At 67.0% G+C, this 13,123-nt stretch carries 13 protein-coding genes; all 13 read right to left on the reverse strand.

The genetic code is table 11. From position 1 onward, the window contains the following. Positions 1-6: 6 nt before the first annotated feature. Entirely contained in the window at positions 7-1,530 is a 1,524-nt protein-coding gene (locus M3M27_RS01850; RefSeq protein WP_217109964.1) for a conjugal transfer protein TraG N-terminal domain-containing protein, read from the reverse strand. Positions 1,531-1,545: 15 nt separating this feature from the next. Further along, positions 1,546-1,908 carry a hypothetical protein gene (locus M3M27_RS01855; protein ID WP_434027934.1) on the reverse strand — a complete coding sequence of 121 codons (363 nt, stop codon included), beginning with the start codon at positions 1,906-1,908 and terminating at the stop codon, positions 1,546-1,548. A gap of 5 nt (positions 1,909-1,913) precedes the next feature. Further along, the gene (locus M3M27_RS01860; protein WP_434027935.1) at positions 1,914-3,215 is read right to left on the reverse strand and encodes an integrating conjugative element protein; all 1,302 of its coding nucleotides are present in this window, start codon (positions 3,213-3,215) and stop codon (positions 1,914-1,916) included. Positions 3,216-3,320: 105 nt separating this feature from the next. Further along, complete coding sequence (locus tag M3M27_RS01865; protein WP_434027936.1) at positions 3,321-4,247, reverse strand: TIGR03756 family integrating conjugative element protein; 927 nt, start codon at positions 4,245-4,247, stop codon at positions 3,321-3,323. Between the two features lie 17 nt (positions 4,248-4,264). After that, positions 4,265-4,711: a TIGR03757 family integrating conjugative element protein gene (locus M3M27_RS01870; protein ID WP_434026984.1), complete on the reverse strand. Its 447-nt coding sequence runs from the start codon at positions 4,709-4,711 to the stop codon at positions 4,265-4,267. A gap of 160 nt (positions 4,712-4,871) precedes the next feature. Further along, positions 4,872-5,366: a RadC family protein gene (radC, locus tag M3M27_RS01875; protein ID WP_434026985.1), complete on the reverse strand. Its 495-nt coding sequence runs from the start codon at positions 5,364-5,366 to the stop codon at positions 4,872-4,874. Positions 5,367-5,549: 183 nt separating this feature from the next. Further along, positions 5,550-6,335, reverse strand: coding sequence for a DsbA family protein (locus M3M27_RS01880; RefSeq protein WP_217109970.1), 786 nt, complete (start codon positions 6,333-6,335; stop codon positions 5,550-5,552). A 13-nt stretch (positions 6,336-6,348) separates the two neighbouring features. Continuing rightward, a complete protein-coding gene (locus M3M27_RS01885; RefSeq protein WP_434027937.1) occupies positions 6,349-9,231 on the reverse strand; it encodes a conjugative transfer ATPase in 2,883 nt (960 codons plus the stop codon). Then, positions 9,228-9,677 carry a TIGR03751 family conjugal transfer lipoprotein gene (locus M3M27_RS01890; protein ID WP_217109971.1) on the reverse strand — a complete coding sequence of 150 codons (450 nt, stop codon included), beginning with the start codon at positions 9,675-9,677 and terminating at the stop codon, positions 9,228-9,230. The genes M3M27_RS01885 and M3M27_RS01890 overlap by 4 nt, the downstream gene beginning before the upstream one ends. Next, positions 9,658-11,088, reverse strand: a complete 1,431-nt coding sequence (locus tag M3M27_RS01895; protein WP_434026986.1) for a TIGR03752 family integrating conjugative element protein — start codon at positions 11,086-11,088, stop codon at positions 9,658-9,660. The genes M3M27_RS01890 and M3M27_RS01895 overlap by 20 nt, the downstream gene beginning before the upstream one ends. After that, positions 11,078-12,007, reverse strand: a complete 930-nt coding sequence (locus M3M27_RS01900; RefSeq protein WP_434026987.1) for a TIGR03749 family integrating conjugative element protein — start codon at positions 12,005-12,007, stop codon at positions 11,078-11,080. Before M3M27_RS01900 ends, M3M27_RS01895 begins: the two co-directional genes overlap by 11 nt. Next, positions 12,004-12,696, reverse strand: a complete 693-nt coding sequence (locus M3M27_RS01905) for a PFL_4703 family integrating conjugative element protein (RefSeq protein ID WP_434026988.1) — start codon at positions 12,694-12,696, stop codon at positions 12,004-12,006. Before M3M27_RS01905 ends, M3M27_RS01900 begins: the two co-directional genes overlap by 4 nt. Beyond that, the gene (locus M3M27_RS01910; protein ID WP_434026989.1) at positions 12,693-13,115 is read right to left on the reverse strand and encodes a TIGR03750 family conjugal transfer protein; all 423 of its coding nucleotides are present in this window, start codon (positions 13,113-13,115) and stop codon (positions 12,693-12,695) included. The genes M3M27_RS01905 and M3M27_RS01910 overlap by 4 nt, the downstream gene beginning before the upstream one ends. Positions 13,116-13,123 lie beyond the last annotated feature (8 nt).

Here is a 13,123-nt window from a genome sequence, read left to right on the forward strand (position 1 = left end):
CAGTGATCACTTCTTCGACACTGCATTGATCGCGATACTTCCTCCCTTCCCACCGGCAGCCTTGGCATCCCCAGTGGCACCGGCGAGGCCTTGCAGCACGTTACCGGCGCGAACGCCCGCCCAAGCCAAGGCCATGATCCAGAAGGTAGGCAGCACGATGAACATCGTGCCCGTGATGAACATCAGGAGCATGTCACCGAAGGCGTTGTTCAACCCCACCAGCGGGTCGAAGTTGGTGTGCGGCCGGTTCCAGCCGAAGCCCCAGCCATAAAGCGCGTCCAGAATCGTCGAATCGATCCAGCGTGCGAGCTGGAACCAGAAGTCCGTGAAGAACAGCGCGAACTGCACGACGCTGACGGTAACGACCGTCTTCAGGTCATAGGTGCCCACGACCAGGACGAGCGGGATGCAGATGACCAGTGCCATCTTCAGCAGGGCGAGCACCATGGGCAGGGATTGGCGCACGACATCCATGGCGGGAAACGCGGCAACCGCGCCAACTGCCATCCCGACATCGCCCGCGGCGCGTGTCACGATGTTCGGCAGGGTCTTGTCGATCTGGCCGCCGTAGTCCGTATAGACGCTGCCCTGGTTCAGTTTCTGCTGCCGGGGTGACGCGATGGTGCGGATCACCGAGTCATCTACCTCGGCTCGGCTCAGGAACCCCGCCCATCCCGCCAGGCGATTCAGCAGGCTCGGGTCCACTTGCCCCAGCAGCCGCGCGCGCAATCCGTTGCTGCCATCTGACCACCACTGCCTGCAGGTCGGGTAACCGCCACCATTGGTGACCTGCGCGAGCCCCGCATCGCGGGTGTCGTCATAGGGCCATGCCTCGCGCGCCGTGCTGGAGTGGTAGCTGTCGTAGTAGCCACTCGTGTCCGTGAAGAACCTCGATCCGATCCAGGTCACGTCGTGCATCTGCTGCTCATCGAGATCCGGGCGCTGCATGAACAGTTTGGCCCGCGCAGGCCCATAGCAATCCCGCGAGAAGTCCGCGACCTCCTGAGCCAGCACCGGGTCGTCAATGCGGGTCGCGTCGATCTCCATCCTCATCTGCCGCAGGTCCGTACCGCACGGGATCGCCGCGACCGAGGCGCTCGTGACGGCGCGCGAGAGTGCGTGCATGAAGGCCCACCAGACCGGCACCTTCGCCGACTGGTTGTTGATGGTGCTGAAGGACTGCGACCAGCCTGTTTCCGTGGGCTGCGGCACGCTGACCTGGCATTGTGCCGAGCGCGAGCTGTCGTACTGGATGGTGCTGAGGTCCACGTCGATGAACGGAATGCCCGCGAACATCACCACCACGATCGCAACGAACACCCGGTTCTCGATGCGTGCCGCCGAGAGCACCCCCTTGTTGCCCTCGTCAGCGCCTTCCGCACGGGCCTTCAGCCACTCCTGCACGACGATGGCGACGAAAGGCAGCGCGAACACCCCGCTGGACACCAGCACGGCCCAGATACCGTTGTTGACGATCCAAGATACGAGGGTGAGGTAGTACTCTAGGTAGTCCGTCGTGAAAAGCGTCATGGCCTCGATCTCCCCTCAAGCGGCCTGCATCAACAGGCTGGCTTCCAGCGCGACGATGGCCACGACGCCGGCGACCTCGGTGCGGATCAGGCGGCGCCGCGCCCGCCCATCCGTCCCGCTTTGGTCTTCGCGGGCCAGCACCCGGCGGCGCATCCAGATCCATCCATAGGCCGTCGCTCCGTACACGCACAGCCGCCAGATGAAGAAGTAGCCAGCGGAGGCCGCCAGCCACCGTTCCCAGCCTGCAACGCTGCCGACCAGGTAGATGCCCGCGACGTTGGCCCCGACGGCAGCGGCAACGATCAGCACTAGCCACAGCAGCGTCTTCGCCGCGCGCCGGCTGAACAGCCAGCGCGGACGCAGCCAACTGGCGTGCATCGGGCTCATGGGTTGCCTCCCGGATTTCCCTTCTGGAGCCGGTCGAGACGGTCCGGCACAGGATCGCCCTCGTAGATGCCGCGCGAGCCGGCCGCGCGCGTGCCGTGGCGCTGGATGATCGCCATGGGCGAGTTGTTCGCCAGCTCGCGCCGCAGCTCCAGTTCGGTCTTGAGGTTGCGAATCTCGCGGTCGAGCGTGTCGCTCTCGTGGTTCACGGCCTCCACGGCAAGCTCGTTCGCCGCGACGTTGGGTTCCTTCTTCCCCGTGAGCAGCGTGCGCTGCAGCAGCAGCGCCTTCTCTAGCACGGACGACAGCGCGACCTCGGACGCCAGGCGCTGCGACAGCAGGTGCTGGTCGGGCTCGTCGCGCAGCGCCTCGATCACGCCGCGCGTGATCGGCAGCGATGCACTGCCGGCCTCGCGCAGGTTCTCCGGCGTCGTGTTCTTCGCCTTGGAAACGAGATCCTGGAGCGCCTGGAGCTTGGTGTCGTACTCTTCCTGGATCAGCGGCGTGAGCCCGACGCCCGGCGTCGTCTCAGTCTTTGTGCAGGCGTCACAGGTGCGCTGTTCCTTCTCGCCGAGCACGCGCGTGGCCCACTCGACGGCGGCCTGCGGCGAGGTCCAGGTCTGGCATGAGAGGCTGCTGCAACTGGACGGCGCGATGGACGACGTGTCGGTCACGCCGCGGCCGTTGACCAGGTTGTAGCCGGCGCGGGTGACATCCCCGACGACCTTGATTGCGGGCTGGCCGGAGCCGCCCGCGTTGCTGCCTCCGACCCACGGCACGCCGTCATTGCCGCGGCGCGTCTCGGCCTGCTCGATGGCCGAGACCGCATCCGTGCTCGACACGGCATCGCGCAGGGCCAGGCCTTCGGCCATCTGGCTCCAGCCGAGCTGGCCGCCCGCCGTTTCCGCCATCTTCTCGGCCATGGCGCGACACGTCAGCTTGCTGCGGTCGAAATCGAGTCGCGCCTGCAGCACGCCATTGGTGAGCAGGTTGTACAGACCGGGATCGGCCCGCTGGATGATCAGCGCGGGCAACGATGCGACTGCACTGGTGGCGCTCTGGATCACCGACGACATGATTTGCTGGAAGCCGTTGGTGATGCCGTTGAGTTGATTCCTCAAGGTGGTCTGGATGCTCATGTCACCGCAGATCAAGTTGCTGTTCCAGCCCACGCCGACACCGAGAGAGCGCATGCCGGCCGCACGTCCCATCGACACGGCGTTGCCGCCACCGATCGAGTACATGACGTCATCACCGATGACACTGCCGCTGGTCTGGTAGCCCAGTTGACCCCAGGCCATGCCGCTGCCGAGCGCGAGCGCGCCAGCCAGCGCCAGGACCAACTTTGTGGGACGTGCCTGGCGGGAGAACGGATTGAATGCAGGACGGAACTTCATGGCACCACCTCAGAGGAAATCGACGCTGCCCAGGAACACCTGGCCCCGCCGTTCGCAGCAGGCATACGGCCGCCACAGCGCCCATGCGTAGTCGCCTTGCTGCGCCTGGGTAAGGAAGCCGCTGCGCGGGAAGACCGTGCAGGACGAGGACAGGACGGGGGTGAGTTCCTGCCACTTTCCGGTGGAGGCGTCGCCCTCCATCAGCGCGCCGGCAGGCCAGTAGCCGGGCCGCGAGTTGGCGAGCAGCGGCTGATAGACGTGGATCTGCCCGCGGCGCGTGACCACATCGCCCGCGCGCTGGGCGACGACTGCGCCGGCCTTGTGGTCGTCGGTCTGGTGCAGGAAGCCGCCACGCGGATACACGTTGCCCCAGAGGTTCATCGTCGTGCGTGCGCCGACCTCGCGCAGGCCCGGAATGAGCGCTTCCGGGTAGGCCATCTCGGGCACGTTGTAGCGCCAGGCCAGCGTGTCCAGGGTGCTGAGCAAGTACGGCATGAACGCCGTGCCCGCGCCCTCGCAGAAGTAGCCCGAGGACGACACGAACTGGTTGAACACCTCGACTCCCGGGTGGCCTATCACGTCGGCGTTCTTGAATTTCGCGAGATTGTTCTCGTGGTCCTCGTTCGTGGTTCCGTCCCCGCCGGCCTGGGCGGATGGATTGGGCGTGCTCATGGAGCGCACTTCGACCCAGGGGTTCTCGCCGGTGTTGCTGTAGCTGGAGACGACCGCATCGGGGATGTAGTGACGCACCTTGATGGACGTGCGCACCGTGCAGCCCGTCCAGGTGCAGTAGAGCCAGTAGCAGATGCCGACGACCCGGTATTCGAGGCAGTCGGGCGACGCCACCGAGCCGACGATGGTGGCGGTGTTGAGGGCATAGCTTCCGGTGGCACTGAGCAGTAGCACGGACGCCACGCCAGCGCGCAGGCGGCGCATCAGGTCGAATGCTCGGGTCACGGCTGGGTCCTCCGGTGCTGCTCGATGCGCGCGACGGCGCGGGCCACGTCCGGCTCGCCATAGACCACATAGCGCTGATCCACCACAACGGCCGGGAGGCTGGTGATGCCCAGGCTCCATGCGTCGGTGACGCCCTGGTAGGCGGAAGCGATGCGGCGCTGGAGGTCGGCGCCGCCGCCGCTCAGCCGGCGCTTGACGATGGCCGTCGCCTGTTCGGGGTCGGGGGGTAGTTCCGCCGAAAGCTCCGCTTCAATCCGATGGGCTTCGTCCAGATCGATCAGCCGCTCGCCACCCATGGTCTTGATCGGGTGGCGGCTGTCGGTGACGACCACCACGTCGGCGGCGAAGGTGGCCGGGCTAAAAACAGCCAGGGCTGCCGGCAGCGCTACGGCCAAGCCGAGGCTTCGCCAGCCCGGCGCGAACCTGGAAAGAGGTGCTGGCATGTCGCGTGCCCCTGGAAGTTGATCAGGGCCATAGTCAAACGCCGAACCCGATGCGGCCCCCACAAACAATGCGCATCGCGGGCTCCCCGCATACCTGCTTGTCTCGCCGCAAAGAAAAAGCGGAGGCCGAAGCCCCCGCAGTGATCAATGAAGCGATGTGCTACAGCAGGCCGTGCTCAGCGAAGGAGTACGGATTTCCCAAGCCGACGATGATGTGATCCAGTACCCGAACATCGATGAGCGCCAGCGCCGCCTGCAGTTGCTGGGTCAGCGCGCGATCCGCGCTCGATGGCTCAGTGATACCCGAGGGGTGCTGGTGCGCGAAGACCACAGCGGCGGCTTTCAGCTCCAATACACGCTGCACGACGACACGCGGATAGACCGCAGTCGAATTGATCGTGCCCCTGAACAGCGGTTCGTAAGCCAACACCTGGTGCATGCTGTCCAGGAACACGACTGCGAATACCTCGTTGGGCTCAGCGACCAGTTTCAGACGCAGGTAGTCCCGCACGGCAGCCGGGCGGCTGAGGCACGGCCCGACTTTGAAGATCCGTCGCTCCAGCAGCGTGATGGCCTGCTGGATGATCCAGTCCTCATGCTGGGCTGCGACGGTGGAAAGCGACTCCACGCAGGAGTCATTGACGACGAGAGACATGGCGAACCTCCAGAATGTGAACGGAGGGCGCCACCCTGGGAGGGCAAGCCCTCCTGGGGATGGAAAACAGCGGAACAAGGTGCATCCACCACCGCTCAGCGGTGATTGTTCGCAGCCAGGATGCGAAAGCGAACGGGTAGCGGTCAGCGCGGCAAACCGCGCCGTAGCCTCCAAGACCGAGGGCTACCTGGGCATGTCGCCGACAACGTCGGCAGGCATTTCGGATGTGGGGGTGGCGGGCGAAGCCGCCGCGTCGCTGGCTGTGTCCTCGGCCGCCAGCATGTCCATGGCCGACAGCAGCGCATCGCCCTCGATCGGCCCCTGCAGCAGAATGGCTTGGCCCGTCTGGCGATCGAGCAGGCGCAGCGATGGCGTGGCGGTCACGCCGCTCTTGGTGGCCTCCGTGGCCTGGGCGCGGATGACGGCATCGGCTCGTTCGCTCGCCATGCACTGCTCGACGGCCGGCGTCGATTCCGGGTAGCGCAGGCCATCGGGCAATCCCTGGCCGTCGCTGCGCGTGTGGGCATAGACCCATTCGACCGCATGCCAGAACGCGCCATGCCCGCCCGCTTCGGCGGCGCACTCGACAAGGCGCGCCTCGGCCGACGCGGCCGGCTCGTGCGCGGCCAGCGGCTGATGATGCCATTGCAGGGCCACGTCGGTGTTGTTGCCGACCCAGCGCTTGAGCTGCGGAAAGTACTCCTGGCAGAACGGACACTCCAGGTCGGCATAGAGCGTCAGGGTGAAACGGCCCTCCGGGTTGCCCATCTGCCAGGGTGGCCCGGCGACCTGCGCCGTGCTGACCGGCGTGGACGACTGCGGTGAGGGCTCGTCGGGCGACCGGAACAGGAGCCAGATCAGCGGCAGCGTAACCAGCGCAGCGGCCAAGGCCCAAGGCCAGCGGGCCCGCCCACGGCGACGGCGGAACGCCTGGACCTGCATCGGAATGGAAGGACGTTTCTGTTCCATGGCGTTCTCCGGCTTACGACAGTTCCAGGGCTGGCGACTCGATGCCGCGTGCCTGGTCGATCTTCTCGGCCACCTTGAAGGCCGCTTCCAGTTCGGTGCAGCCGTATTGCTGCATGAGCTGGTAGCGCTCGGCCTTCTCTTCGGGTTCGGTCTGCGCAAGCGCGAGGTACAGGCTCGGCGGCACGGCGCGGAACAGCACTTCCATGCTCTTGGAGAGGATGACGCCCTCGGTGAATTTCCCCGCTTCTTTGCGCGCTGAGAGCATCAGCGCTTTCTGCGCGGGTGAGAGTTCGCGGAACCTGGCGATCTTCTCCACCTCGTCCGGAGGCATCGACAGGCAGATCCACCACTCGATCATGTTGAGCATGGGCTCCGCGGCGCGCGGCAAGTCGTCGATGTTTTGCGTCGCGAGCCAGAACCAGGCGCCCAACTTGCGCCACATCTTCGTGATCTTGACCACGTAGGGCGCGAGCAGCGGGTTCTTCGTGATGATGTGCCCCTCATCCGTGACGTTGATGATCGGGCGGCCAAGGTACTGGTCGCGCTCGGCGATGTTGTTGACCGTGCTGATCAGGCTGATGTAGGCGATGGAGAGCTGGGCGTTGTAGCCCTCGCGGGCGTAGGTCGCCAGATCGACCAGGGTGATGTCGGCTTCGGGCCATGGCGTGCCATCGCGGTCGAACATCTCGCCGTCCGTGCCTTGGCAGAACATGTCCATCGCGTCGGCCATCTCCAGCAGCCGCACGCGGCGCATCTCGGGCAGCGTCGGGTCCTGGCCACGGGTGCGCAGTGCGTTGCGCACGTCGCGCGTGAGCACCGTGCGCTTCTCGGCCACGCAGTGCTCGGCGGCGTCGAGGATGCACTGGCGGATCAGCGAGCGATCGGCCCGCGTCATCCGAGCCTCTTCCTTGTCTTCGCCGCCGGTGATCATCAGCCGCGCCGTGATCTCCAGTTCGCCCAGCACGTCGCGCTGCTCGTCCGCCTCCATGGCCGAGGCATCCGGGGGCAGATCTTCGTCCAGCGCGTCGGCATCGAGGGTCTGCACGTCGCTCGGTGTTTCGATCAACCGGCGTGCATCGGCGAATGGCGCGAGGCTGATGCCCGAGCCAGGGGCCAGCTTGACCCGGTTCACGGTCAGCCCGAGCCTGCGTGCGAAGTCGCTGAACAGGCCGAAGCTGTTGCCGGCTTCCACGATGAAGAGGCGCGGCCGGTAGATGGCCGTGACCTGGTTCAAGAGGTTGTTGAGCGTTGCGCTTTTGCCGGAGCCGGTCGGGCCGAACAGGAACAGATGGGCGTTCATCTGCCGGTCCAACCTGTTGAGCGGGTCGAAGGTGATCGGGCCGCCACCGCGATTGAACATCGTGATGCCGGGGTGTCCCGTACCCTGGGCGCGGCCCCACACCGGCGACAGGTTCGCCGCGTGCTGGGCGAACATCAGTTGGGTGTACCACTTGCGCCGATCCTGGCCGGGGTTGTAGCAGCACGGCAGCCAGCGCAAGTAGCTGTTCAGCGGCGCCACCTCGTCGTCCTCGCGCACCGGCTGCAAGCCGGCATTGAGCATCACGTTCGCGAGATGAAGGCCGCGCCGGTCCAGTTCGGCTTCATCCCGGCCGCGCAAATAGAACGCCAGCGTTCCCCGGTAGAGCTTGTGCGCGCTGCCGATCAGGGAGCGGGCTTCCTGCACGTCCTTGAGCGTCTGCTCCGACGCCAGCGTCTCGCCCACGGCCTTCTTCGCCAGGTGGTTGAGATCCGCTTCCAGGACATCCTGCGGCGTCGCGACCATCGTGAGGCAAAGCAAGGTGTCTTCCGGCATCTGGTCGAACAGCGTGTTGATGGCATCCCCTTTGCGGGTCTCGCCGGTCAGGTGTCCGGTGCCGGGCGGCATGCGCAGCCGGTCGGTGATCAGCACGCGGTGCGGCATGCCGTCGAAGTACCAGGTGCCGTGCTCCACGTCGGAGCGTGGCTGGCCGAAGAACAACCGCTGGCTGAAATCCCGCCCGCTCGCCAATTCGATCTCGCCGTCCTCTGTCTCGTCGGGGTAGCGCGCCAGCGCGTAGAAGCGCTCCCGATCCTCGGCGCCAGGCCCGAGCATCGCGGGGCGCGGATTGAACCACCGCAGCAGCCAGTCGTGGACGTCGGCTGCGACCATGCGCCGTGCCTGGATGCCGGCGTTCGCCAAGCCGCCGCACAGGCGGTCGCAGACGATGTTCAGCATCTGCTCGGGCGTCTGGCCGCGGCGGCTTGCCTGCCCGGTGGCACGCCGATAGACGACCATGCGAACGCGCCGCGTCTGGCCGCGCCAGCGAAGGCGAGTCACCACCGTGTCCTCGAAAAGTCCACCGGGCTTGGCGATCGCGCGCAGGTGGTGGCTGAAGAAGCGAAGGTAGAACTCCGTGAAAGCGGTGCCGCGGGCGCGCGGCTGCACGTAGTTGCGCAGGTTCTCCATGTACTGGTCGAAGCTGGGTTCGTCCTGGGCGTAGAGCTGGAGCACCCACGGGTTCTCGTCCAGTTCATCGAAACTGTCTTGCAGGGCGTTTTCGAGCGCATCGCGGGCATGCGCCAGCCAGCCGGGTTCCCGGCCCTCGGTGCCCAGCGGAACCAGCTCGTAGAAGGCCGCGACCGATTGCCCGTCCTCCAGCAGCATTGACTTCGACTGCGGCAGGAATTCCACCCACGGCAGCAGCTCCGCAAACGACGGCGCGACGTCGTACAGCGCCTGCTCGTCGGCTACGGTCGCCGGCCTGCTGCTCTGGACCGCCGCGCCGGGTTCGGGGATGCCAGCCTGGCGCAGGGTCTCGACGTGGCGCTGCCAGCCATCCGGCTGTTCGTCACCGCCAGCGCCGGATGCCGCCAGCTTCGGCGCGACCGGCTTAGGCCAAGGGAGCTTCCACATCAGTAATCCTCCACGCGCTCGCCCGGCATGGCGTACTGCACGCGCTGGTACAGGGGGAACACCGTCGTGTAGCCCGGCACGGGAACGGGGTCGGTGCCTGCCAGGTGCGGGTACACGTACATCACCAGGTCGGGGTTGGGCAGGCGCTGGAACTGGCGATAGACCTCGTTGCGCGCTGTGCGCGTGTAGCGCATCTGCTCGGCGGGCGCGGCCTGCACATCGGCGTCGGTCAGCGGCCGGCGCAGGCTCTGGCGCGCGTCGAGCAACTGCCGGCGCGCAACCTGGCCGGCGCCCCCGCCGCCGTCCCCGGCGTTCTGCTGCCAGACGTCCATCATCGTGTTGTCGCCGTGGGGCAGCAGCTTTTCCTTGCTGGTGGCGCAGCCGGCGAGCACCGCGACAGTGAGCGCCAGCGCCAGGCCACGGGCCAGGTCATTCAAGTTCGAGGGCATGGCTTTCTCCTGCACGGTGATCGACCTTGCGGCCTTCGGGATCGAAGTCGATGGCGAGCGGCTTTTCGAGGTGGACGGCAACCTTGGCACCGGGCTGCACATAGACGGCGGCGAAGGCCTGGCCGTAGAGCTTGTTGACCCAGGCCGACATGTCCCGAACGCCGCCCGCGAGAATCTGGCCGACCGCTTCCTGGCCGGTGATGCCCACGGTTCCGATGGAGCCGTCCGAGCCGACATAAGACATGCGGCCGCTGTCACTTTCGATGAGCGAGGCCACGCCGGCACCGGCCGCCGTGATCAGGGCCTGCGAGCCGAGGTATTGCTGGGCGTTGCTGCGCCGCTCACCGCTGACGCACGGGATGCCGTAGGGGTCGCTGATCCAGCCCAGGCCCCCACTTTGAGAGTTCTGCTGCTGGTTGTTCTGCTGGTTACCCTCGCGGTCCTCGGGGATGGTGCGAACCGTGCCATCGTGGAAGACGAAGGTGATGCTGCGCACCTGACCGCGCACGCACGAGAGTGTCCAGTCGCCCGAGGCAGTGCCGGAAAACACGGCACCGGCCACGTCGGGAATGTCAATGCCGTTTGCCGTGAGGTTGTCGGGACCGACCAGGACTTTGAACGGATACGGATCGTTGACCGTACCGTCGATCGGCACGCGCCCAATCAGCGCCGTCATCGCCACAGAGCCCATGAGCGTCGAATTGGTCGGCACCGTATAGACAGGCTTCGCCGTCTTGACCCCGGCAGCGCGGGCGCCGGCGTTCGCCACGGTTTCCGCGGTCGTTTCCAGCGTGCTTTGCGCTGGGCCGAAGCTCGTCGGGAAGCTCATGCCGCTGCCCGTGCCACGACTGCCGTTGCGTCCCTCGGTCTTCTTCGCGTCGTCCGGCTCGACCCAGCGCAAGCCGCCTTCCATGCCGGCCTCGTCGCCATCGCGCAGCCCCAGGCCCACGGGCAGATCGGCATGGCCGCTGCCGCGCCCACCGATGCTATCCAGACGCCGCTGCAGATCGGCGAGCAGCCCTTCGGTCTGCTGGCGCGCACTGGCAGCTTGTTCCTGGTCGCGGCGCAGGTTGGAGCGCTCGGATTCGAGGGCCGAATTGATGCGCTGATCGATGGAGTTCTCGCGCTGGCGCAGCCGCTGGTTTTCCTCGCGCTGCGACTTGTTGTCGGTCAGCGCGGTCTGAAGCTCGGTGCGCAACTGCTTTACCTGGGCGACGAGCGTTGCCACGGTATCGCGGGGGGTATCGCCTTCGATGCCCAACGCCTTCATTTCCTCGGGGGTGAGCTTGGCGCCGGCATCCGGGGCGAGCGGCGCCGACGAGCTTCCACCCGAAAACAACCGGATGGCGACGAACAGCACCAGCAAGGCGACCGGGATCATCAGCCACTTGAGCAAGCCGTTACTGCGCATGGCGGGCCTCCTTGCCGTCGCCGGCTTCAGCTTCCGGTTGCGGCAGATGCACGGCCGGGTCGAAGCGGTGGATCGCCGGCAGCAGCGACTGCGCCAGGCCGTGCCCTCGCGTCACCAGGTACAGGACGGTCGTGTCCTCGGGCGTTCCGCGCGGGCCGAGCGCCTCGTGCTGGAAGGTGGCGGTGAGGAAGTCGCCTTGCAGCACGCGCGGGTCGAGCGTGATCCAGCCCGCGCCGGTGTTGGTCAAGCGCACGGCAGTGACCCACTGGTCTTCCAGACGCCACGACGCGAGCGCGACCGCGCGCACCGGCAGCGTCGGCATCAGCGTGCCGAGGTCGAGGTCACGGCGCAGGTTGACCCGCATGACACCCGGCAGCGGCTCCACGGTGCGCAGCGGCGCATAGAGGTTCTGAGCGGCGAAGCGCGTGAGGACGACCGAAACCGGGGTTTCGCGCCGGGTTGCCCGCGTACCTGCCTGGTCCTGGGCGCGCGCGGGGGCCTCGTCGGCATCGCCGGGCTGGTTGCCATAGCGCGTCGGGGTGCTGTTGCCCTCGACGATGCGTACCGGCTCCAGCTCGGCTTCGCCGTCCTTGGGCGGCTCGGCCGCGATGTCGAGCAGGATCAGCGCGCCCGTGTCGGCGTCCTGCAGTTGCAGCCGCGTGGGCTCGATCGGTTCGCTGGCGCGCAGGTACACGGCGCCGCCCGCGCTCTGCACGCGCAGGCGTTCGCCCACGCCCGCAGGCACGCCCACGCGGACGTTCCGGTCGATGAACACGATGCGCTCTTGGCCTACCTTCAGCGGCACCGCGAGCGGCATGCGTTCCCAGCGCAGAATTTCGACCGCCTGGACAGCGGCGGGCATGGTGGCCGAGGCAGCCACGGCTAACAGCCCAAGCAGCGTGAATACAGGATGCTTCATGGGGTGTTTCCTCCTTGGGGCGCTTGCGGAGACAGGCCGCCAGGCGCCGGGCGCGACGGCTCCGGGGCGCTGATGCGCTGGGGGGCACCGTCGTAGCAGTCAAGCGCCAGACCGAACGGGTTGCGGGCGGGATCAACGTCCACCCGCGTGACCTTCACCGGGTAGCGCACCAAGGCCCGCTTGACCTGCTCGGCGCCGTAATACTCGTCGGCGGTGATGTCCAGCGTCACCACCCAGTCGCGGTCGGAGACCACGCGCACGCGCGCCGTGGGGTCGTCGCCGTAGCCGCGGCCGGGGATTTCGTAGATACCGCGCACGCGCTGGCGCAGCTCGCCCGTGCTGCGGCGGTAGTCGTAGTCTGCCCGCAGGAAGGCCTGGCAGGACGGGGTGAGGTACGGCGACAGCGTGTGGAGGTTGCGCGCGTAGTCATCTTCGCCGTTCGTCGGCCAGCGGTTGAGGGTCTGGAACACGTAGAACGTGAACGCATAGACCGATTCGGGCGGAACTTCCCACCACTTGCGGGTACTGCCGGAGCGCAGGTCGGGCGGGACGTGGATGGTTAGGTCGCGCGGCGCGCTCCACCAGCCGCCGCCCATGACCAGGGCGACGATGACCAGCGCGCCGGCACCCAGGCGGAGCGTCTTGATGTGCGCCTGCAGATGGGTGATCTCGTTCTTGAAGCGGCTCATCGTGCCCCCCTTGCCACAGACCTTCGGGTGGTCCAGAAGCCGGAGCGTGAGATCAGCCCTTGATGGCCAGCCCTGCCGCCCACCCAGCCCGCCACCAGCGGGTAGCGCGTGGCGATGCGCCACTGAAGTTGCCGGTACAGCCAAGTGTCGGGACGCCCGCGCTTGAGCCGGCGCAGGATGCCGCCGCCGATGAAGACGCCCAGGGCCACGCCCAGGACGACGAACGTCGGCGCGATGGCGATCGTGCGGAACACCCAGGACAGCGGCGCACCGACCAGCAGGCCGGCGGCGCCGGACAGGCCGCAGCAGATCCACAGCTCGTCGGCGGTGAGGCCGCGCACGACAACGGGATGGCGGTTGAGCCGGTGCGGAAGGAACGTGACCGTCCCGTCCGCACGGACGTGCTGCTGCTCGGACATAGCGGCCT

It is taken from the genome of Xanthomonas boreopolis, from assembly GCF_046529185.1.
Classification (GTDB): domain Bacteria; phylum Pseudomonadota; class Gammaproteobacteria; order Xanthomonadales; family Xanthomonadaceae; genus Pseudomonas_S; species Pseudomonas_S boreopolis.

Excerpts from the sequence above, each read along its gene's own strand:
- M3M27_RS01900 (WP_434026987.1), bottom strand. The coding sequence starts at position 12,007 with ATGAAGCATCCTGTATTCACGCTGCTTGGGCTGTTAGCCGTGGCTGCC.
- M3M27_RS01910 (WP_434026989.1), bottom strand. The coding sequence starts at position 13,115 with ATGTCCGAGCAGCAGCACGTCCGTGCGGACGGGACGGTCACGTTCCTT.
- M3M27_RS01860 (WP_434027935.1), bottom strand. The coding sequence starts at position 3,215 with ATGGCCTGGGGTCAACTGGGCTACCAGACCAGCGGCAGTGTCATCGGT.
- M3M27_RS01880 (WP_217109970.1), bottom strand. The coding sequence starts at position 6,335 with ATGGAACAGAAACGTCCTTCCATTCCGATGCAGGTCCAGGCGTTCCGC.
- radC (WP_434026985.1), bottom strand. The coding sequence starts at position 5,366 with ATGTCTCTCGTCGTCAATGACTCCTGCGTGGAGTCGCTTTCCACCGTC.
- M3M27_RS01890 (WP_217109971.1), bottom strand. The coding sequence starts at position 9,677 with ATGCCCTCGAACTTGAATGACCTGGCCCGTGGCCTGGCGCTGGCGCTC.
- M3M27_RS01865 (WP_434027936.1), bottom strand. The coding sequence starts at position 4,247 with ATGCGCCGCCTGCGCGCTGGCGTGGCGTCCGTGCTACTGCTCAGTGCC.
- M3M27_RS01855 (WP_434027934.1), bottom strand. The coding sequence starts at position 1,908 with ATGCACGCCAGTTGGCTGCGTCCGCGCTGGCTGTTCAGCCGGCGCGCG.
- M3M27_RS01905 (WP_434026988.1), bottom strand. The coding sequence starts at position 12,696 with ATGAGCCGCTTCAAGAACGAGATCACCCATCTGCAGGCGCACATCAAG.
- M3M27_RS01895 (WP_434026986.1), bottom strand. The coding sequence starts at position 11,088 with ATGCGCAGTAACGGCTTGCTCAAGTGGCTGATGATCCCGGTCGCCTTG.
- M3M27_RS01870 (WP_434026984.1), bottom strand. The coding sequence starts at position 4,711 with ATGCCAGCACCTCTTTCCAGGTTCGCGCCGGGCTGGCGAAGCCTCGGC.
- M3M27_RS01850 (WP_217109964.1), bottom strand. The coding sequence starts at position 1,530 with ATGACGCTTTTCACGACGGACTACCTAGAGTACTACCTCACCCTCGTA.